The organism is Pseudomonas cichorii (genome assembly GCF_018343775.1).
Classification (GTDB): domain Bacteria; phylum Pseudomonadota; class Gammaproteobacteria; order Pseudomonadales; family Pseudomonadaceae; genus Aquipseudomonas; species Aquipseudomonas cichorii.
Genome location: NZ_CP074349.1, coordinates 760,855 through 782,381, shown reverse-complemented (window position 1 = coordinate 782,381; position 21,527 = coordinate 760,855). Strand labels below are relative to the sequence as shown.

At 57.2% G+C, this 21,527-nt stretch carries 17 protein-coding genes; 11 read left to right on the top strand and 6 right to left on the bottom strand.

Annotated features, from left to right (window positions below; all coding sequences use genetic code 11):
- Positions 1-80 precede the first annotated feature (80 nt).
- From KGD89_RS03435 to KGD89_RS03405, 7 genes are all read left to right on the top strand, one after another.
- Positions 81-1,706: an ABC transporter substrate-binding protein gene (locus tag KGD89_RS03435; RefSeq protein ID WP_404940676.1), complete on the top strand. Its 1,626-nt coding sequence runs from the start codon at positions 81-83 to the stop codon at positions 1,704-1,706.
- Between the two features lie 157 nt (positions 1,707-1,863).
- Positions 1,864-3,243: an OprD family porin gene (locus KGD89_RS03430; RefSeq protein ID WP_025258424.1), complete on the top strand. Its 1,380-nt coding sequence runs from the start codon at positions 1,864-1,866 to the stop codon at positions 3,241-3,243.
- Between the two features lie 85 nt (positions 3,244-3,328).
- Positions 3,329-4,924, top strand: a complete 1,596-nt coding sequence (locus tag KGD89_RS03425; RefSeq protein WP_025258423.1) for an ABC transporter substrate-binding protein — start codon at positions 3,329-3,331, stop codon at positions 4,922-4,924.
- A 70-nt stretch (positions 4,925-4,994) separates the two neighbouring features.
- Positions 4,995-6,005, top strand: a complete 1,011-nt coding sequence (locus KGD89_RS03420) for an ABC transporter permease subunit (RefSeq protein WP_025258422.1) — start codon at positions 4,995-4,997, stop codon at positions 6,003-6,005.
- 11 nt (positions 6,006-6,016) lie between these two features.
- Positions 6,017-6,928, top strand: a complete 912-nt coding sequence (locus tag KGD89_RS03415) for an ABC transporter permease subunit (RefSeq protein ID WP_025258421.1) — start codon at positions 6,017-6,019, stop codon at positions 6,926-6,928.
- Between the two features lie 10 nt (positions 6,929-6,938).
- A complete protein-coding gene (locus KGD89_RS03410) occupies positions 6,939-7,907 on the top strand; it encodes an ABC transporter ATP-binding protein (protein ID WP_025258420.1) in 969 nt (322 codons plus the stop codon).
- Positions 7,907-8,881, top strand: coding sequence for a peptide ABC transporter ATP-binding protein (locus KGD89_RS03405; RefSeq protein WP_025258419.1), 975 nt, complete (start codon positions 7,907-7,909; stop codon positions 8,879-8,881). The genes KGD89_RS03410 and KGD89_RS03405 overlap by 1 nt, the downstream gene beginning before the upstream one ends.
- Before the next feature lie 195 nt (positions 8,882-9,076).
- Here KGD89_RS03405 and KGD89_RS03400 read toward each other — a convergent pair whose 3' ends face one another.
- Positions 9,077-11,593 carry a PepSY domain-containing protein gene (locus KGD89_RS03400; RefSeq protein WP_025258418.1) on the bottom strand — a complete coding sequence of 839 codons (2,517 nt, stop codon included), beginning with the start codon at positions 11,591-11,593 and terminating at the stop codon, positions 9,077-9,079.
- A gap of 426 nt (positions 11,594-12,019) precedes the next feature.
- On the opposite strand from KGD89_RS03400, the gene KGD89_RS03395 reads away from it, so the two are divergent.
- The 3 genes from KGD89_RS03395 (at position 12,020) to KGD89_RS03385 (ending at position 15,172) form a co-directional block, all read left to right on the top strand.
- Positions 12,020-13,267, top strand: a complete 1,248-nt coding sequence (locus tag KGD89_RS03395; RefSeq protein ID WP_025258417.1) for an alpha-xenorhabdolysin family binary toxin subunit A — start codon at positions 12,020-12,022, stop codon at positions 13,265-13,267.
- A 2-nt stretch (positions 13,268-13,269) separates the two neighbouring features.
- Positions 13,270-14,274, top strand: a complete 1,005-nt coding sequence (locus tag KGD89_RS03390; protein WP_025258416.1) for an alpha-xenorhabdolysin family binary toxin subunit B — start codon at positions 13,270-13,272, stop codon at positions 14,272-14,274.
- Positions 14,275-14,353: 79 nt separating this feature from the next.
- On the top strand, positions 14,354-15,172 hold the full coding sequence (locus KGD89_RS03385) for a hypothetical protein (protein WP_025258415.1): 819 nt from the start codon (positions 14,354-14,356) through the stop codon (positions 15,170-15,172).
- Positions 15,173-15,244: 72 nt separating this feature from the next.
- Here the strand turns inward: KGD89_RS03385 and KGD89_RS03380 are convergent, their stop codons facing one another.
- Positions 15,245-16,408, bottom strand: coding sequence for a type III PLP-dependent enzyme (locus tag KGD89_RS03380; protein WP_025258414.1), 1,164 nt, complete (start codon positions 16,406-16,408; stop codon positions 15,245-15,247).
- A 563-nt stretch (positions 16,409-16,971) separates the two neighbouring features.
- On the opposite strand from KGD89_RS03380, the gene KGD89_RS03375 reads away from it, so the two are divergent.
- Positions 16,972-17,628 (top strand): hypothetical protein, encoded by a 657-nt coding sequence (locus KGD89_RS03375; protein ID WP_025258413.1) that lies wholly within the window; start codon positions 16,972-16,974, stop codon positions 17,626-17,628.
- A 115-nt stretch (positions 17,629-17,743) separates the two neighbouring features.
- Here KGD89_RS03375 and KGD89_RS03370 read toward each other — a convergent pair whose 3' ends face one another.
- Genes KGD89_RS03370 through KGD89_RS03355 form a run of 4 tightly spaced genes read right to left on the bottom strand, consistent with a single transcriptional unit; the run spans position 17,744 to position 21,199 of the window.
- Positions 17,744-18,913: an osmoprotectant ABC transporter ATP-binding protein OsmV gene (locus KGD89_RS03370; RefSeq protein ID WP_025258412.1), complete on the bottom strand. Its 1,170-nt coding sequence runs from the start codon at positions 18,911-18,913 to the stop codon at positions 17,744-17,746.
- Positions 18,910-19,563, bottom strand: coding sequence for an ABC transporter permease (locus KGD89_RS03365; RefSeq protein ID WP_025258411.1), 654 nt, complete (start codon positions 19,561-19,563; stop codon positions 18,910-18,912). Before KGD89_RS03365 ends, KGD89_RS03370 begins: the two co-directional genes overlap by 4 nt.
- Before the next feature lie 13 nt (positions 19,564-19,576).
- Complete coding sequence (locus tag KGD89_RS03360; RefSeq protein WP_025258410.1) at positions 19,577-20,470, bottom strand: glycine betaine ABC transporter substrate-binding protein; 894 nt, start codon at positions 20,468-20,470, stop codon at positions 19,577-19,579.
- A gap of 15 nt (positions 20,471-20,485) precedes the next feature.
- The gene (locus KGD89_RS03355; protein WP_025258409.1) at positions 20,486-21,199 is read right to left on the bottom strand and encodes an ABC transporter permease; all 714 of its coding nucleotides are present in this window, start codon (positions 21,197-21,199) and stop codon (positions 20,486-20,488) included.
- Positions 21,200-21,527 lie beyond the last annotated feature (328 nt).

Sequence of the window (21,527 nt, the reverse complement as noted above, 5' to 3'; positions counted from 1 at the left end):
TCGGGTACGACCCCTGCGTAAGTATCGGATGGATCGGCTCACGAGGTCGTTCCCTCCAAATGACAATAACTGAGGCCTCCATGCTCAAACACGCAGTCATTCCGTTCATCGTCGGCGCAAGCCTGCTCGCCAGCGCACCCTTCGCTCAGGCGGCATCCAACCTTGTGTTCTGCTCAGAAGGCAGCCCGGCAGGCTTCGACCCGGCCCAATACACGACCGGTACCGATTTCGACGCCTCGGCAGAAACCATGTTCAACCGGCTGACCCAGTTCGAGCGCGGCGGCACGGCTGTCCAGCCGGGTCTGGCGACCAGTTGGGATGTGTCTCCGGACGTGCTGACTTACACCTTTCACCTGCGCAAAGGCGTCAAGTTCCACACCACGCCGTACTTCAAGCCAAGTCGCGATTTCAATGCCGATGACGTGCTGTTCACGTTCAACCGCATGATCGACAAGGACCAGCCGTTCCGCAAAGCGGCCCCGACCGAATTCCCGTACTTCACCGACATGGGCATGGACAGCAACATCGCCAAGGTCGAGAAAGTCGACGACTACACCGTGAAGTTCGTTCTCAACACCGTCGATGCCGCGTTCATCCAGAACCTGGCCATGTCCTTTGCCTCGATCCAGTCTGCCGAATACGCCGACCAGTTGCTCAAGGAAGGCAAGGCTGCGGACATCAACAGCAAACCTGTCGGTACCGGCCCGTTCGTCTTCAAGAGCTACCAGAAAGACTCGAACATCCGCTTCACCGGTAACAAGGATTACTGGAAGCCCGAAGACGTCAAGATCGACAACCTGATCTTCGCCATCACCACCGATCCCTCGGTACGCATTCAGAAACTCAAGAAGAACGAGTGCCAGATTACCGCCTACCCGCGTCCGGCCGACCTTGAAACGCTCAAGGCGGACAAAAAGCTGAAAATGCCCGATCAGGCAGGCTTCAACCTGGGTTACATCGCCTACAACGTGATGGACAAGATCAAAGGCAGCGACACACCGAACCCGATGGCGCAACTGAAGGTTCGCCAGGCGCTAGACATGGCGGTCAACAAGCAGCAGATCATCGACTCGGTCTACCAGGGTGCAGGCCAACTGGCCGTCAACGCCATGCCGCCAACCCAGTGGTCCTATGACACCACCATCAAAGACACCCCGTACAACCCCGAGAAAGCCAAGGCCCTGCTCAAGGAAGCCGGCATCAAGGAAGGCACCGAAATCACCCTGTGGGCGATGCCGGTACAGCGTCCTTACAACCCCAACGCCAAGCTGATGGCCGAGATGCTTCAGTCCGACTGGAAGAAGATCGGTATCAACGCAAAAATCGTCAGCTACGAATGGGGTGAATACATCAAACGCTCCAAGGGCGGCGAGCACGATATCTCGCTGATCGGCTGGACCGGTGACAACGGTGACCCGGACAACTGGCTCGGTACCCTCTACAGCTGTGCAGCCATTGGCGGCAACAACTACTCGATGTGGTGCGACGAGAAATACGACGCCCTGATCAAGTCGGCCATCTCCACCACCGACCGGGAAAAACGCACGGACCTGTACAAACAGGCGCAGCGTTATCTCAAAGAGCAGGTGCCCATCACGCCGGTTGCCCACTCCACGGTCAACCAGCCATTGCGCACTGAAGTCGAAGGTTTCTACGTAAGCCCCTTCGGACGCAACAGTTTCTCGGGCGTCAGCGTCAAAGACTGATCCTCAATTCCTCCGCTTGCATCACTCACGCTCATACGTCGAGTGATGCAAGCGGGTGGCCGGACACATAAAAAAAGCCGGTTCCAAACCCGGCACCACCAAGCCAGACAGAAAAAACTGGCGCTTTAAAAAAGTGATAACAAAGGAGCGGTACCCCTTGAAAACAACCAGCACGGCATTGCTTGCCCTCTCTCTGACCTCCTTCGGCGCGGTAGCCCAGGCAGAAGAAAGCAGCCATACATTCATCCCGACGCAACTGAGCACCTCCAGCGCACAAGACGAGGCAAAAGGCTTCTTTGAAGACCAGCACCTGACGGGCACCACCCGTAACTGGTACTCCAATGAGCTACTACGTGGGGACGACCGCTTCAGCTACCGGAAGAACGGTGTGACGACCCCGACTCCGCGCCGAATCAACTGGGTGCAAGGCACCATCGTCAACTACAGCTCGGGCTTCACCCAAGGCACTGTCGGCTTCAGTACCGAAGTGGCGGTGTACAACGCCATTGCTCTGGACAGGAATCGCAAGCACATTGCTGGTGGTGGCAACCGCACACAGGCCGAAAACGACGGCGACGCAGTCGGTCAATGGAGCAAACTGGGCCTGGGCAACGTCAAGGCACGCATCTCCAACACCACCCTGACCGCCGGTCGCCAGTCGATCAACACACCGGTCGTTGCCTATCTCGGCAACCGGGCCTTGCCTTCCAGCTTCCAGGGTTTTGCCCTGCAGAGCGACGAGTTGAACAACCTGTCCATTCAGGCTGCCACCTTTGACCGGATTTCACCTCGTAGCGAGCAAAGCCTGACGAAGTTCCGCTCCACCTATACCAACATCAATGCCACCTCAGACCGCATGAGCATGGTGGGTGCCGACTACAAACCTTTTAGCAACGTGACCGCCAGCCTGTACGCCTCGGATCTGGAAGACTTCTGGAAACAGTACTACTTCGGCTTTACCCACGAGATCGGTGACAGCAAGGCGCTGGCTCTGAGCAGCAACCTGAACTACTACAAGACCAAGGACTCGGGCCAGAGCAAGCTCGGCGCTATCGATAACGATACCTACAGCCTGTCGTTCACCGCGACTCACCAGGCCCACAGCTTCGGCATCGCGTACCAGGAAGTCATGGGCAACGAATACTTCGACTATGCCCGGGAAACCAACGCCATCTTCCTGGCCAACTCCCTGCTGTCGGACTTCAACGGCCCGAACGAGAAATCCCTGCAACTCAGCTATGTCATCAACATGACCGACTACGGCGTACCAGGCCTGAAATTCAATGCCTATCAGGCACGTGGCTGGGGCATCGACGGAACCCATTACAGAGGCACAGGCTACTCTGACGTCACCGATCTGCGCGGCGAAAGTCATTACGAATATGGCATCGGCACCAGCTACGCCTTGCAGTCCGGCCCGCTCAAGGCCACAACCATACGCGCCACTTACACCACACACCGCTCCACTGGGGCCCAGATTGATGGCGACATCAATGAATTCCGCCTCGTAACCACGATCCCATTCAAGATCCTGTAAACAGCCATGCCACTGCGGCGTGCGTCGTGCCTGGGCATGACACACGCCGCAGCCACGGCCTTCGCACTACTCAAGGAGGTTTCCATTGAAACTGCTCACACTACGCGCCTCGATTGCCGTCGCGGCATTCGGCCTCGCCGCCAGTGTCTGCGCCAAACCGCTGGTGGTCTGTACCGAAGCCAGCCCGGAAGGCTTCGACATCGTGCAATACACCACCGCCGTGACGGCAGACGCCTCGGCAGAAACCATCCTTGAACGTCTGGTCGCGTTCACGCCTGGCACCACAGATACCGTTCCAGGTCTTGCCGAGAGCTGGGAGATCAGCCCAGACGGTCTGGTCTATACCTTCAAGCTGCGCAAGGGAGTCAAGTTCCAGACCACCGATTACTTCAAGCCCACCCGCGACATGAACGCCGACGATGTGCTCTGGAGCTTCAAGCGACAGATGGACACCAACCATCCCTGGCATGCGCGCTCACTGGTGGGTTACCCCTATTTCGAGAGCATGGGCTTCAAGGACCTGCTCAAGAATGTCGAAAAAGTCGACGACTACACCGTAAGGTTCACCCTCTCGAAACCCGAGTCGCCTTTCCTGCGCAATCTGGCGATGCCTTTCACCTCGATCTACTCGGCCGAATACGCCGATCAGTTGCTCAAGCGTGACAAGACCGCCGAACTCAACAGCAAGCCGGTTGGCACCGGCCCGTTCATCCTGACGCGCTATGCCAAGGATGCCCAGGTCCGCTATAAAGCCAACCCGGACTACTGGAAGCTGAAAGTCCCCAGTGAAGCGCTGATCTTTGCGATCACTCTGGACAACAACACTCGCCTGCAAAAACTCAAGGCAAACGAATGTCAGGTTGCGCTTTATCCAAAACCTGACGATATTGCGAGCATCAAGGCTGACCCGAATCTCAAGATCGACGAGATGGAAGCCATGATGACCAGCTATGTCGCCATCAACACATCCCACAAGTACCTTGGCGATGTGCGTGTGCGGCAAGCGATCAACCTGGCTTTCGACAAGAAGTCCTACATCAGGGCTCTGTTTGGCGAAGGCAAGGCCACCGAGGGCGTCGGCCCATACCCACCGACCATGATCGGCTACGACAACGATAGCCAAAGCCCGCCGTACGATCCGGCCCGGGCCCGTACCTTGCTCAAAGAGGCCGGTGTTCCTGAAGGACAGGTGTTTACCCTGTTCGCTCGCAATGGTGGTGCCGTGACCAACCCCAATCCGTTGGTGGGGGCGCAGATGCTTCAGGGCGATCTGGCCAAGGTAGGCATCAAGCTGGACATTCGCGTCATGGAATGGGGTGAAATGCTTAAACGCGCCAAAAATGGCGAACATGACATGGTTTTTGCGGGCTGGGCAGGCGACAACGGCGACCCGGATAACTTTCTGACGCCGAACCTCGGCTGCGAAGCCGCAAAAAATGGCGAAAACTATGCTCGCTGGTGCAACAAGGAGTTTGAAGACGCGATCACCCAGGCCAGGGAAAAAACCGCCCCTGCCGAACGTGCCGCGCTCTACAAAAAGGCCCAGCAAGTGTTCAACCAGGAGCAACCATGGATAAGCCTGGCCTATCCAAAACTGTTCGTAGCAATGCGCAAGAATGTCGAAGGCTTTCATATCAGCCCGCTGACCAATAACAACTTCACCACTGCACAGGTGAAGTAAGAAAAACAGCCGCCCGCGTCCACAAGATCAAGGGCGGCATGCCTGAAAGGCTGATGAGGTACACCACAAGATGTTTAGTTTTATTGCCCGCCGGGTGGGGTTACTGATCCCTACCTTCTTCGGCATCACCCTGCTGACCTTCGCTCTGATTCGCCTGATTCCGGGCGACCCGGTCGAAGTCATGATGGGCGAGCGCCGGGTCGACCCGGAAATGCACGCCCAGGCCATGGAACGCCTTGGTCTGAACAAACCGCTTTATGCGCAGTACATCGATTATGTCGGCAAGCTCGCCCAGGGCGACCTCGGCGAATCCCTGCGTACCCGCGAAAGCGTCTGGACCGAGTTCACATCGCTGTTTCCCGCGACCCTTGAACTGTCGATCGCAGCCTTGATCTTCGCCGGCATTGTCGGCCTTCTGGCCGGGGTGATTGCCGCACTCAAGCGCGGCTCGCTGTTCGACCACGGGGTCATGGGGATTTCCCTGGCGGGCTACTCGATGCCGATCTTCTGGTGGGGCCTGATCCTCATCATGTTCTTCTCGGTATCCCTGGGCTGGACCCCGGTATCGGGACGCATCGACCTGCTGTATGACATTCAGCCGGTAACCGGTTTCATGCTGATCGACACCCTGCTCAGCGATGAAGAAGGCGCCTTCCTCGATGCCCTGCATCACCTGATTCTTCCGGCCATCGTACTGGGCACCATCCCGCTGGCGGTCATAGCCCGGATGACTCGTTCCTCGATGCTCGAAGTGCTGCGCGAAGATTACGTGCGTACCGCACGGGCCAAAGGCCTGTCGCCCGCCCGCGTGGTGTTCGTCCACGGTCTGCGCAATGCGCTGATACCGGTCCTGACCGTTTTCGGCCTGCAAGTCGGCGCGCTGCTGGCAGGTGCCGTACTGACTGAAACCATCTTTTCCTGGCCCGGCATCGGCAAATGGCTGATCGAAGCCATCGGCGCACGGGATTATCCGGTCGTGCAGAACGGCATCCTGTTGATCGCCTGTCTGGTGATCCTGGTCAACTTCGTGGTGGATATCCTCTACGGCTTTGCCAACCCACGCATCCGTCACCAGCGCTGAGATCCTGACCAATGAGCACACCTACTCCTGAGGTAGCAGTCGATCAAAGCCTGCTCTACCCATCGCCTTACAAAGAATTCTGGCACGCCTTTTCCCGGAACAAAGGTGCCGTTGCCGGCCTGATGTTCATGATCCTGATCGTGTTCTGCGCACTGTTCGCCCCCTGGGTTGCGCCCCACGATCCGAGCGAGCAATACCGAGACTTCCTGCTGACCCCGCCGGTCTGGCTGGAAGGCGGTCAATGGCAGTTCATTCTCGGCACCGACGAACTGGGTCGTGACCTGCTGTCGCGTCTGATCCAGGGCTCACAGCTGTCGCTTCTGATCGGCCTGTCGTCCGTGGTCATGTCACTGATCCCCGGTATCCTGCTGGGCCTGCTGGCCGGTTTCTTCCCGCGCTTCCTCGGCCCTACGGTCATGCGCCTGATGGACATCATGCTGGCTCTGCCGTCGCTGCTGCTGGCTGTTGCCATCGTCGCGATCCTCGGCCCTGGCCTGATCAACACCGTGATCGCCATTGCCATCGTGTCGCTGCCTTCCTATGTGCGTCTGACCCGTGCTGCGGTCATGGGCGAACTGAACCGCGACTATGTGACCGCTGCCCGTCTGGCGGGCGCCACACTGCCACGCTTGATGTTCGTCACCGTGCTGCCCAACTGCATGGCGCCACTGATCGTTCAGGCAACCCTGAGCTTTTCCTCCGCCATCCTCGATGCCGCCGCACTGGGCTTCCTGGGCCTTGGCGTGCAACCGCCGACGCCAGAGTGGGGCACCATGCTCGCTTCGGCCCGCGATTACATCGAACGCGCCTGGTGGGTCGTGAGCCTGCCCGGTCTGACCATTTTGCTCAGCGTGCTGGCAATCAACCTGATGGGCGACGGCCTGCGCGATGCGCTGGACCCGAAACTCAAGAATGCCGCCTGAGGAGATTCGTATGTCACTTCTGCAAATCCAGAATCTCAACGTCCGCTTCGGCGACGCCAAGGCCGTTCCCGTTGTGGATGGCCTGTCCCTGAGTGTCGAGAAAGGCGAAGTCCTGGCCATCGTCGGCGAATCCGGGTCCGGCAAGTCCGTGACCATGATGGCGCTGATGGGGCTGATCGATGCTCCCGGCATCATCACCGCCGACGCATTGAATTTCGACGGTAATGACCTGCTCAAGCTCAATGCCCGTCAACGTCGCCGCATCATCGGCAAGGACCTGGCGATGGTATTCCAGGACCCGATGACCGCTCTGAACCCCAGCTACACCGTGGGCTTTCAGATCGAAGAAGTCCTGCGTCAGCACTTGAAGCTGTCCGGCAAAGCCGCCCGCCAGCGAGCGCTGGAACTGCTCGAAAAGGTGGAAATCCCCGGTGCCGCTTCGCGCCTGGATGCCTACCCGCATCAACTGTCCGGCGGCATGAGCCAGCGTGTGGCAATTGCCATGGCCATCGCCGGTGAACCCAAGCTGTTGATTGCCGACGAACCGACCACTGCACTGGACGTCACCATCCAGGCACAGATCATGGACCTGCTGCTGAGCCTGCAAAAAGATCAGGACATGGCACTGGTGCTGATCACTCACGACCTGGCCGTGGTTGCCGAAACTGCCCAGCGCGTCTGCGTGATGTATGCCGGGCAAGCCGTGGAAGTCGGTCAGGTGCCGGGGCTTTTCGATGTCCCGGCTCATCCTTACAGCGAAGCACTGCTGGCGGCGATCCCGGAACACAGCATGGGTGCAGCGCGTCTGGCGACATTGCCCGGCATGGTGCCAGGCCGTTATGACCGCCCGTTTGGCTGCCTGCTGTCGCCGCGTTGCCCTTATGCCCAGGAAAACTGCCGCATCCAGCGCCCGGCACTGGACCCTAAAGCCCACAGCCTGGCTCGTTGCTTCTATCCGTTGAATCAGGAGGTGGCGTGATGAGCGTCGTACTTACCGCCCGCGACCTTACCCGTCATTACGAAGTCTCTCGCGGCCTGTTCAAGGGCAATGCACTGGTGCGTGCCCTCAACGGCGTATCCTTTGAACTGGAAGCGGGCAAGACACTGGCTGTGGTCGGTGAATCCGGCTGCGGCAAATCCACCCTGGCCCGCGCCCTGACGCTGATCGAAGAGCCATCGTCGGGCTCCCTGAAAATCGCCGGGCAGGAAGTCGCGGGGGCCAGCAAGGCCGAGCGCAAGCAATTGCGCAAAGACGTGCAGATGGTGTTCCAGAGCCCTTATGCCTCCCTCAACCCCCGGCAGAAAGTCGGTGACCAGTTGGGCGAGCCGCTGCTGATCAACACGGACCTCAGCCGTGCCGAGCGCCGGGAAAAGGTTCAGGCGATGATGAGTCAGGTGGGCCTGCGTCCAGAGCATTACCATCGCTACCCCCACATGTTCTCCGGTGGTCAGCGTCAGCGTATCGCCCTGGCCCGCGCCATGATGCTGCAACCCAAGGTGCTGGTGGCCGATGAACCGACTTCGGCACTGGATGTGTCGATCCAGGCACAGGTGCTGAACCTGTTCATGGACCTGCAGCAGGAATTCAATACCGCCTACGTGTTCATCTCCCACAACCTGTCGGTGGTGCGTCACGTGGCCGACACGGTATTGGTGATGTATCTGGGACGGCCTGCGGAAATGGGGCCGAAGGAAGAAATCTACAATCGCCCTCTGCACCCTTACACCCAGGCGCTGCTCTCGGCGACCCCGACCATTCACCCGGACCCGCTGAAGCCGAAGATCAAGATCGTCGGCGAGCTCCCCAACCCGCTCGACCCGCCAAGCGGCTGCGCCTTCCACAAGCGCTGCCCCTACGCGACCGAGCGTTGCGCCAAGGAAGTACCCGAGTTACGGGCGGTGGATAACCGTCAGGTAGCCTGTCATTACGCGGAGCAGTTTGTGGCCGCGTAATCCTTCGCGAATGAATTCGCTCCTACGGTACAGACCGTGTGAAAACGTAGCGAGCGAAGGTCAGGCAAGGCGAAAACAGGCGAGGAAGCGGAGTTTACGTGTTGTAAATGAGCATTCCGAGCCTGTTTTCAACGCAGCATGACCGAGCGCAGCAGTTTTCACACAGTCTGGGAGCGAATTCATTCGCGATTTCCATCAGTAAACATCCCTTCTGTAACGCCCCTGCTCGACCAGTTCGGTCACCGCCTGTTCGCCCAGCACATCCTTCAACACCTGATCCACACCCGCCGCCATCCCTTGCAGGCTGCCGCAGATGTAAATGGCCGCGCCCTGATCCAGCCATGAACGCAACTCATCGACGGCTTCGCGCAAGCGATCCTGTACATAGACCTTTTGCGCCTGATCGCGAGAAAACGCCAGATCCAGCCGCTGCAGATCGCCACTGGCCAGCCAGCCTTGCAGCTCACCGGAACAATAGAAATCATGGGCCTCATTGCGCTCGCCAAACAACAGCCAGTTACGCGATTGCCCCTGAGCGATACGAGCCTTGAGCAGACTGCGCAGACCGGCTAGACCGGTACCGTTGCCCAGCAGGATCAGCGGGACCGGCCCGCTTGGCAGGTGAAAACTGCTGTTACGGCGCAGGCGCAGGCTCACGGTCCCCTCCAGTGCCACATGCTCGGTCAGCCAGCCAGAACCCAGCCCCAGGCTGCCATCGGGATGCCGCTCCTGACGCACGATCAGTTGCAGTACGCCATCTGCCGGAATCGAGGCGATGGAGTACTCGCGAGCGGACAACGGCACCAGTGCATTGAGCAACGCCTGAGCATGCAGCCCGACAAGATGCGCCCGGTGCTGCGGCAATTGGCGGGTAGCCAGGGCCTGAGCCAGGGTTTCCTGCAAACCGTCCACACTGACCGGCGTATCCTGAGCAATGCCCAACCCGCTCAGGAAATGCTCGATGCTGCCTGTGTTGTTGCGTGGCAAGACCTCGATCAGATCACCTGCCAGCCAGGTCGCCGGACCTGGCGCTGCCAGATCGACCAGAAAGACTTTTGAACCACTGCTGCCGGGGTTCAGCAGTTCGCGGCGGACCAGCGTCCAGTTCTCGAAAACCGGAGCCTGCCAGGTCGTGGAGGGTTTGCTGCCCGTCAGTTGCCCAAGTTGTTGTTGCCAGTGCTGCAAGGCAGTCGGGTCGGCACTGTCGACTTCAACGGGCTCAAACAACGTACGGCCGCCGCGCTCGGCCAGCCAGTCATGCAAACGGTGAGCGAAACCGCAGAAATGCTGATACTGCCGATCCCCCAAGGCCAGGACGGCGTAGTTCAGGTTTTGCAGCGATAACGGGCTGCCCAGCACTTTACGCTCGAAGCCACGAGCGCTGTCCGGCGCTTCGCCATCGCCAAAGGTACTGACCACAAACAAGGCATTGCTGCTCTGGCTCAGATCCTGTTGGGTCAATTCGCCCAGGCGCTGTACCCGCACCGGCAAACCCGCCGCCTGCAACTGCCCGGCGGTCTGCCAGGCCAGTTGCTCGGCAAAGCCGCTCTGGCTGGCAAAACCGATCAGCCACGATGACGCATCATTATTGGCTACCAGACCGCCACGAGCCTCTTTGATCTCGCGCTTCTTGCGACGCCGATCCAGATACAGCAGCCAGCCGGTGATGAAGAACAGCGGCATCATCAATGACGCAACGGTCATGACGATACGCCCGACAATGCCGAAATAACTGCCCACATGCAGCGCGTAATTACTGCTCAGCAATTGTGCGCTCAGGCTCTTGTCCTCATACCGCACGACAAAATTGATCTTGCCGGTGGCAGGGTCCAGATTGAGGGTGCCGAAGGCACGCGGATGCGGCGAACTTTTGAGCAGGTAGAACACGGTAGCAGGCTGACCGCCGCTCGCAGGCAGTCTCAGGTTATAGGAACTCAGTTCAGGTCCGGCGGCTTCCTGAATGCTGGCCCAGACGGCATCGTAATCCACAACCAGCGGGCCCGGAGGCTGCACAGGCTTCTCGCCTTTGCCCTGCTCGACAGGAGGAGGATCGCCCATCAGTTTGTTCATGCCATTGCTGAACCAGTCATAGGACCAGTTCAGGCCGGTCACGGCGAACAACAGATAAAACAGCAGGCACCAGGTCCCGAATATCGAGTGCAGGTCCCAGTTGAAGCTGCGGCCCTTCTTCGCCCAGTCCAGGGTCAGCCAGACGCGCCAGTCCAGTGCCTTGCGCGGCCAGCGCAGATAGAGCCCGGACAGGCAGAAGAACACCAGAATCAGGGTACAGACTGCCGTGATCTGCTTGCCGACCTCGCCTGCCGCAAGATAGCGATGCAGGTTCAGGACAAAATCGAAGAAGCCTTCGCCCACACCGCTGCCTCGAATTTCCCCGGTGTAAGGATCGAAATTGCGCTTGGGACCGCGTCGCTGGCCCGGTTCGGGCGTGAAATAGACCTGGGCAACGCGATTGCCCACCGTTTGAACACGAAGAATCGCCACCGTCAGCCCCGTGGCGGCCTCAAGCTTGCGGACCAGTTCAGGCGGCGGCAAGGTTGCGGCACGCTCCTGCACAAGTAGCACGTCGGGATTGAGCGCGTCGAGAATCTCATCCTCGAACGAATACAGCGCACCGGTAATGCCCATCAAGGCCAGAACCAGACCCGCCGTGATTCCGAAGAACCAATGAACCTGAAACAGGACTTTCTTCAACACACCCACTACCTCGCCGGCATTTTGCGGCGCGTAGTATGCGCTAAATGTTATTTATTCTCATCGTTAAGGCGTGGGCGCTCCCTGCAAACGGGAGCACTGTGCGGCGGGCTTGCAGGGGGATGAACCTCGATGCAGGTCCCTGTGCGGCATATCAAAGGCCGCAGGATGAAGAAGCATTCTCATGTTTTTTTCAACTTTTCGCCTTACGAACCACCAACTAACCCGCCCGCTGGGCATTTACACTTATTCACATTACATTAACTTTACAACTTACCAACCTCAAACATTTATCCTACAAGACACGACTGTCTTTCGCCTTTGACACTCAAGCTCGAAGCCCCCTAACCTTCATCTCAAGCAATAACTGAAACACATAAAACAGGGATCCAATAACGGCCCCCTTGGAAAATAAGGACATATCCAATGAGCGCACTACTTGAAAGATTAATCACCGACGACACCACGACTGCAGACCCTGTCACCGACGAAGCAGCAAAGGCACCCGAACTGTTTTTTGATGTTTCTTCCGGTAATGACACCGAGGTTCAACGCTCACCCGGCTTGATATTGACCAAGCAACAGATCGTCAATCTCAAACAATATGAACTGGCCGGCCTGGCACTTCCCATAGAACTTGAAGGCGTCATTGCCTACTTGGGCTACAGCAGCGGAGCCGGTGCCGGGCTGGAACCTGAAGACTTTCTGAAAAGCTACAAAATTGTGCATACGCATGCCAGACGCTGGAGTCCGCTACGCAGCCAGTTATTGACGGTAGGGAGCAAGCTGAAACTATTTGCTGGCCAGATGGTGATCTATGGCAAGAGCATGGAAGACATCTACAACGATATAAAAGGTGGAGTCATCGTTGAAAAGTTCGACATAAAAACACTGGAAGACGTCAAGCGGCTGACCCGCGAGCTGGGTGACAAATTTCCGGGAATAGAGCTGAGCGAGAGCGATAAAGAAGCAGCAAAGGATATCGGTTTCTACCTGGGTGAAATACTGCGCAAGGTCAAGGAAAACCAGGCAGATGCGCAAGACATCAAGGAGGAACTGGAAAAATTCGGCCAGGATCTTGCGCTTTACGTCACACCCGAGATTCAGCGCAAGGTCACTGCCATTGATAACAGCTCACTGCCCGCGGATGTCACAAAACTGAACGAGAGTATTGAGCGCAGAGCCAAGGATATCGATGAAAAGAACAAGGAGTATAAGGCCGCCGTTGAAAAATCCTTGGGGGCGGTTGGCAAACTGAATATTGTCGGACTTGCGCTGGGTATCTATTTCGGTGTTGAAGCCGAAGGTGTTCGTAAAGCCAGAAACGAACTGATCACACAACAAGACAAAGAGATCAATGAGCTACAACAAAAAAACAAGATTATCGGGTCATTGAGCAGGGTCAAGTTTGACCTGCAAAACCTTGTCACCGTCGTTATTGATGCGGACATTGCGACCAAGAACCTGATCACCGTCTGGAACAAGTTATTCATTTTCATTGAGGAGTCAGCACAGTCATCCACCGAGATCAATGATGCCTTGTCGCTCAGAGTCTTCATGAATCGCTTCAGAAAAGTCGTACAACCATGGAAGACCATCGAACAAGACTCCGATGCGTTACTTAACGTATTCAAAGAGGCTGACGATGAATTCAAACGAATTTATGGAAAATAAATATGAACACTACCATTACTGCCCTTGAGGCACCGCTGAATATCAAGACGCCAGACCTGCTGATCATGGCCAGCAGCCAGAGCGCACTAAGCAGCAAACTGGTCAATGCCGACGTCCTGTATTCCAAGACATCTTACCTGCCCAATACATATGAACGCTTCAAGCGTATCAATTATGTAATTATCACTGAGCATCAACATCTGGGCGAGGCTTGCATGCGGATGAAGATCGATATCGAGTCCCGAATCGCTCAATTGAGAAAGTACGATCAAGAACTCGGCGAAACCAAGAATCAGGATGATATCAATGATATTCAGGCTGAACGTGCATATACCCTGAAAAACGCCACAGCCATTGCAAGCGCGGAGTCAGCCAGGCTAGCCAGTGCTTTGAACGGGATGAAAGAAGCCGCCAATCGTCAGCAGACCCAAGAGTTTCAGACAAGTCTCGAGCAAGACGTTATCAAGACGAACACCGGGATCGACGATGCAAAAACCAGACTGGCCGCAATCCAGGAAGAGCGCAGGGTATTGACCGAGGCCATTGATGCCATTGAAAGCAAAGGGTTTGCCAGCATTGCCAAGGACACCCTTCTCACGGCAGAAAAAGTCATTGCTCTGGGTGTACAGCCACCACAAATCGCGGTGATCACCCTGGCAATCGAGCAGATGAAAGCAACTCTGGAATCTGGTGCAGAGGGGATCAACTTCATCGCCATGGTCAAGCGTCGTGACGGCATGCGCGAGCGAATCGACAAGCTGTTTGAGCAAGTGACACAGAGAGAAAAGGAAAAGCTGGCGCTGACTCAACGTATCGAGTTGATCGAATGCTTTCACGCAATGGACGATCAGCGCACCCTTTACGTAGAGCAATACCAGAAAATTGCTCAAACGATAGACAGCTTCCTCACCATCAATCAGGCAGCCGCGCTGGATGAAAAAGCGTTTGCCAGGCGCTTCATCAGTTCCGGGCTGCAACTGAGCAGCTACCTGCAACCCATCCGCTGATTAATTCGCACGCCGAACACAAGGGAAATGGCCTGCTCATTTCCCTTGCCCCACTACACGACTCATCAGGAACTCAATAATGGCAGGGAATCTGATTTATCAAAGTGACCTGACAGGGCTCGACAACTACATGCAGGTCTTGCGCGCACTCCCGGAGTCCACGCGCTCATTCAAGGTAGGCCTTGATCTGGTGCCGGTCCGAGAGTACGCCACCTACCGGATACCGGAAATTGCAGAGTTATTGACCAAGGCAAACCAGCACGCCTCCCTCTGGTCGAAAATCCTGCCAGCGATCACTGCATTACACAGAGAACTTGAGGCGTTCCTGGAAAAGCCCATTCAATTCATCGAGAAGATCAGAAACAGCCAGGATGTCACTCAGCAATTCATTGAGCAAAGCAGAAAACGCCTGAGCATGTTCCTGGATGAACTCGATGATCATATTAAAACGCTGCAGTCGCTCACCGAAGGCGTCTATGCCTTTCTTCCTCGCATCATCGACTTCATGAACAGCAACATCTATCGGCACGCCAACGAATACAACCTGATCGTAAAAAACAAAGAGCAGAGTATTGCGCTGCAAAAACTCACCGCTTCAATCCCTTTCAATCAAAGGGGTCCCGCGCTTTCCGCCGAGGCTCGGCTCAACGGAGCACAAAACTATGTACGCCTCGTCCATAGACAATATGCAGAAGCCTACTGCGCGGCAGTCAATATGGATACCTACATGGCACGGATGTGCGACTTACTCGGGATCGCTTTCGCCCACACCCTGCGGATGAGCAAAACCGATGTCCCTTCGCGCCCCTATGTGGAGGCAAATCTGATGCTTGTCACCCTGAAAGAAATCAGGCGTTTCACGCAATGGTTCAACAGCCTGACTGGCAACCCTACCTGAGCGGTTACCGGTCTGGCGCCCCAATAAAAAGCCCGCAATCGCTTGCGGGCTCTTGTGCAGCAGGCTGAACGCTTAGACGTAATACGACTTCAGCGGCGGGAAGCCATTGAATTCAACAGCGCTGTAGCTGGTGGTGTAGGCACCGGTGGACAGCCAGTACAGGCGATCACCGATGGCCAGGTTCAGCGGCAGGCCGTACTTGTAGTTTTCGTACATGATGTCGGCGCTGTCGCAGGTAGGGCCCGCGATAACCACTTCTTCCATCTCGCCTTTCTTCTCGGTCCAGATCGGGAACTTGATGGCTTCGTCCATGGTTTCGATCAGGCCGGAGAACTTGCCCACATCCGTGTACACCCAACGCTCGACGGCGGTACGCGACTTGCGCGCAACCAGCACGACTTCGCTGACCAGGATACCGGCGTTGGCGATCAGGGAACGGCCCGGCTCCAGAATGATTTCCGGCAGGTCATCACCGAAGTCTTCCTTCAGGAAGCGGATGATTTCCTCAGCGTAGGTTTCCAGGCTGTTGGTACGGGTGATGTAGTTGGCCGGGAAGCCGCCACCCATGTTGATCAGCTTGAGCTCGATGCCGTCTTCTTCTTTCAGGCGCTCGAAGATCACCTTCACCTTGGCGATGGCTGCGTCCCAGACGCTGATGTCGCGCTGCTGCGAACCCACGTGGAAGGAAATACCGTAAGGCACCAGACCCAGGTCACGAGCCAGGATCAGCAGGTCCATGGCCATGTCGGTCTGGCAACCGAACTTGCGCGACAGAGGCCAGTCGGCAGTGGTCGAGCCTTCGGTCAGGATACGCACGTAGACTTTCGAGCCCGGTGCGGCCTTGGCGATGTTACGCAGGTCAGCTTCCGAGTCGGTCGCGTACAGACGCACGCCCTTGTCGTAGAAGTAACGAATGTCCTTGGACTTCTTGATGGTGTTGCCATAACTGATGCGATCAGCGCCTACGCCACGGCTCAGCACCTTGTCCAGCTCGTAGATGGACGCGATGTCGAAGCTCGAACCCTTTTCCTTGAGCAGGTCAATGATCTCGACCGCCGGGTTGGCCTTCACCGCGTAGTACACCTGGGCGAACTCAAAACCAGCGCGCAGGTCATCGTAGGCCTGGCTGATCACCTGGGTATCGATGACGACAAACGGGGTTTCTTGCTTGTCAGCGAACGACTTGATTTTCTTGAAAGAAGCATCAGAGAAATAGTCTTCGACTTTGATCGGCATGCTTGGGAACTCCACTTGGCAAACAGATGAATATAAATGGGTGTAAATGAACGCCCTCCGTATCCCCACTTTGGTTCGCCTACTTCCCAAGGCATGTCGCCGAAAGCAAAAAGGCCATGGGGATCATGCCCCTTGGCCTTGCTGTCTCGTCGTCAGTACTTGAGCCGGATGGATCGTTTCCAGCATGGACGTTCGGCGCGAACTTTAGGACCTGAGAGGCTTGAGATCAACAAAAAATGTCGCGTTTGCAGACGTTTCTGCCGGAAGCAGCTACCACGTCGCCTTTCCACCTCTATGTAACCGACCAACATGACAGCCTCATGTTCCTGCACAAATCGATTTATCGACGAGGTGCCCCTGTGAAGAGTGTGTCGATACAGACACCGAAAACGCCTGGACAACGAAATGCCGACACGGATTTCCCCCGCGTCACACGGCACTCCCGACGGCACATAACCCGTCATCCACTGATGCAAAACGACACTAAGTACTGACATTTGTCACAGTACTTTCTGTGCCTGCGGTTCGACACAATCAGGTCTGAACCTGCGCAGGAGACGAACATGGCCACCTACATCAAAGAGCACTCATTCGTTGCATCGCTGAAATCGATCCAGTCTGGTTACCTGGCCGACTTCGACTTCTCAAGACTGATCAAGGAAACGTATACGATTCCAGCAGGGGTGAGCATTTCGCAAACCGAAACCTACATTGGTAGTGATGAATACGACTATCTGACTGCCACCACCAAACCTCGTGAAGAACTGAACTTCTGGTTTTTGTGCCGACGCTGGGATAACGGCTCCGAAAGCTACGAAATCAAGGTGCGCCACGATATGTTCTTTGAGAACCCGTCGAGGATGGGAAGCCTGATAACCGAGGACAAGCGAGTGCTGTTCGGTCCCTTGGGCGATGTACGCTTCGTCACGCTTCATGTGCGCCCAGGCAAGTCACTTGCCAGCAATCCAGGCTGGAAAGTCCTGATTGCCGGTCGCCCGCTATCGGCCAGCGACATTCAAAAGGCCGAAGTCGGACCGGTTCAGATTCTGGCTCCCAACGGTAACCCGCTCGGGGTCTATGACAAGCAGAGCTTCGGCGATCAATGGTGGGCTTATATTTCATGCGCCAGAGAGAATGAACAACTGCTCCCGATGGCAACCCGCCCTGTTCAGATCATGATGAAAATCAGCCAGTACCAGATGAATGACCCCTTGAGTTGAGCCGTCAGAAGGTATTACCGGCGATACGGGCAGGCAAAAAAACCGCAGGCCGTCACGATTAGCGGGGCGGTGCAAAGACCCCGCGTCGTTGCAACGCAGGGCCTATGGAGTGGCGTTACGCCTGCGCGTCGGCCGCTGCTGCCTCAGCCGGCGAAACGATGCTGGTCTTGCCGCCTCGCGAACGGCCCGAGCTCAGATACTCGGCGATGGATTCCTGGGTCACCTCACCGAGGAATACCCGCTCTGCATCCAGCACCGGCAGCCAGGCGCGGTTGAACTCGTACATGCGCGACAGCAGGATGCGCAAGTGTTCGTCGTAGGCGGCCGTGGCGTTGAACTCACGCAGGAACTGGGCACAAGTGCCTTGCTGGCGATGCAGGTCGCGACGACGTACATAACCCAGAGCCTTGTTCTCGCCGTCGGTGACGACGATATAACGACGGTCGTTTTCGTCCATCGCTTCCAGCGCATCGGCCACCGGCGTTTCCGGGCTCACCGAAGGGGCGTTGTCGGCGGCGTCTTCGGCCTTGACCAGCAGCAGGCGCTTGAGGGTGCTGTCCTGACCGACGAAGTTGCTGACGAACTCGTCCGCCGGGTGCGCCAGCAAAGTGTCTGGATGGTCGATCTGCAACAGCTTGCCCGCCCGGAAGATCGCAATCTTGTCGCCCAGCTTGAGGGCTTCGTCGATGTCGTGGCTGACCATGATCACCGTCTTGTTCAACGCACGCTGCATCTCGAAGAACTCGTTCTGGATCATCTCGCGGTTGATCGGGTCGACAGCGCCAAACGGCTCGTCCATCAGCAGCAACGGCGCTTCGGCCGCCAGAGCACGAATCACGCCGATGCGCTGTTGCTGACCACCGGACAGCTCACGGGGATAGCGATGCAGATACTGCTTGGGTTCAAGCTTGATCATGCTCATCAGTTCGCGGGCACGGTCGTGGCAGCGCTGCTTGTCCCAGCCTAGCAACTTGGGCACGACCACGATGTTTTCTTCGATGGTCATGTTCGGAAACAGGCCGATCTGCTGGATCACGTAACCGATGTTGCGACGCAGGGTCACTTCGTCCAGCCCGGTGGTGTCTTCGCCGTTGATCAGCACCTTGCCGGAGGTCGGCACGATCAGGCGGTTGATCATTTTCAGCGTGGTGCTCTTGCCGCACCCCGAAGGCCCGAGAAAGACACAGATCTCACCTTCATTGACGGTCAGGCTTACCGAGTCCACGGCTTTGACGTCTTTGCCGTTGGAGGTGAAGGTTTTGGTCAGATTCTGAAGTTCGATCATTTGAGCAATCCTTTTGGAGTCAGGGTGCGTTGCAGCCATTGCAGGAGCAGGTCGGCGAAGATGGCCAGGATGCTGACCAGCACGGCGCCGACGATCAGCATCGACATATCGCTGCGGCTGATTGACGCGAGAATGAGTACGCCCAGGCCACCGGCACCGATGGTCGCGGCGATGGTCATGACACCGATATTCATCACCACGGCGGTGCGCACACCGGCGAGGATCACAGGCACGGCAATCGGCAGTTCGACCATGCGCAGGCGCTGGCCGAAGGTCATGCCGATACCTTTGGCGGCTTCGCGGATACCGGCGTCGACACCGGTCAGGGCCAGGTAGGTGTTGCGCATGATCGGCAGCAGTGAATAGAGAAACACAGCTGTAATCGCCGGCAGCGGGCCAAGGCCCTGGCCGAACTTGGAGTAGAACGGCAGTAACAGCCCGAACAGGGCAATGGACGGCACGGTCAGCAATACCGTGGCACTGGCTTGCAGCGGCCCCGCCAGCGCCGGAAAACGGGTCATCAGAATACCCAGGGGAACACCCACCAGAATCGCCAGGCTCACGGCGACTCCGACCAGGGTGATGTGCTGCCAGGTCAGTTGCATGACCTGGGCCCAGTCCAGATGGGAGAAGGCGTCAAAGAAACTCATATCGTCTCCTTCCTTAATTGAGTGGATGCTGACGCAGGAAGTCTGCGGCAACCGTGGACGGGCTTTCATGACCGACATCGACACGGGCGTTAAGCTCGATCATGGTCTGGTTATCCAGAAGGTCGGCCAGCGGCTTGAGCAACGTGGCGATTTCCGGATGGGCATCCAGGTACTCCTGACGGATCACCGGCGCGGCGGTGTAATCCGGGAAGTAGTGCTTGTCGTCTTCCAGCACCTTGAGCTTGAAGGCGTTCAGGCGTCCGTCGGTGGTGTACACCAGCCCGGCGAAGACTTGCCCGTTACGCAAGGCGGTGTAGACCAGCCCGGCGTCCATCTGCCGGGTGTTCTCGCGACCGAGATTCATGTCGTAATGCTTGACCATGCCGAGCAGGCCATCGGAGCGATTGGCAAACTCGGTGTCCAGCGCTACGACATGACCCTCTTTGGCTTCGTCCTTGAGCACCCTGGTCAGGTCGCTCATGGTGTTGACCTGCGGATACTGATCGGCAACGTTCTTCGGCAAAGCCAGGGCGTAGGTGTTGTTGAAACGGGACGGGGAAAGCCAGACCAGGCCTTTCTTTGCATCCACTTCTTTCACCCGGGCGTAGGTCTGCTCGCTGTCGAGCTTTTCATCGATATGGTTGTAGGCCACCAGCGACACACCGGTGTATTCCCACAACAGGTCGAGCTGACCGCTTTCCTGTGCGCTGCGGGCCAGGTTGCTGCCCAGGCCGCCCGTGATCTGCACGTCGTAGTTCTTGGTGCGCAGGTATTGCGCGGTGAGTTCGGCGAGCATGGTCTGCTCGGTAAATACCCGTGCGCCGATGCGCAGCAAGGGTTTTTCTGCTGTCTGGGCAAAACCGCTGAACAGCAGCCCGAGGCCCAGTAACAAAGCTAGTTTTTTCATGGTAATTCCTTTCTCTCAGCGGCTCAGGCCGCGCTCCAGCCAGAGACGACTCACCAGAGTGACCAGACCATCGAGCACCAGGGCCAGCAGCGCCGTACACGCCGCACCCAGCAGCAATTGCGGCTGATTGTTCAAGGCAATGCCGGGGAAGATCAGGCTGCCCAGGCTGTTGGCTCCGATCAGGAACGCCAGCGGCGCGGTCCCCACATTGATCGCCAGCGCCACGCGAACACCGCCGACGATGATCGGCACGGCATTGGGCAACTCGACACGCAGCAACACCTGACGCGGTGTCATGCCGATGCCGGTGGCGGCTTCCTTGAGTGAACCCTGAACGTTTTTCAGGCCTTCGTAGGTGTTGCGCACGATGGGCAACAACGAAGCGAGGAACAAAGCGAAGATGGCCGGACCACTGCCGATCCCGAGAATCCCGAGAGCGATGGCCAGAACCGCAAGAGGAGGAACAGTGTTGCCAATGTTGAAGATCTGCATGAAGCGTTCGGCGCGGCCAACCATGTTCGGTCGGCTGAGAGCAATGCCGGCAGGGATACCGACCACCACAGCCGCCAACATTGAAACCAGAACCAGAACCAGATGGGCCTGCAGGTAGAACAGCAGATCATCCTTGTACTTCACAAACGTATCGATGCCGATCCAGTGGACCAGCAGGGCCAGGAGGACGATGGCAGCCGTCCCTCCCAATAGCCCCTTGCCATAGCGATTAGCCACGGGCGGACTCCTTATTTCAGTCGGCGAACGCGCTGTCTTTGACGCCCGGTAATGAGCGCCAGCAGTCACGTTCGCGAAGAGCAGCAGGTGGATCGCCAGTGAGGATTGTTCCTCGGCGAAGACACAGGCCATGAGCGCAGCTTCGTCAAGCTAACTTGCTGATTTATCAGCTCTTGAAGCAGGCTATACATAACCGGTTACAAGAGAGTGGACGTCTCCACGGTCTGAAAGGTTCCCACGTGAGACACCAATTGGCCACCCCGAATCGACTGAACGGCTCGGTTATTGCTTTGAGTTGAGCTATAATCTGCGCCCTTTTTTGACTCTC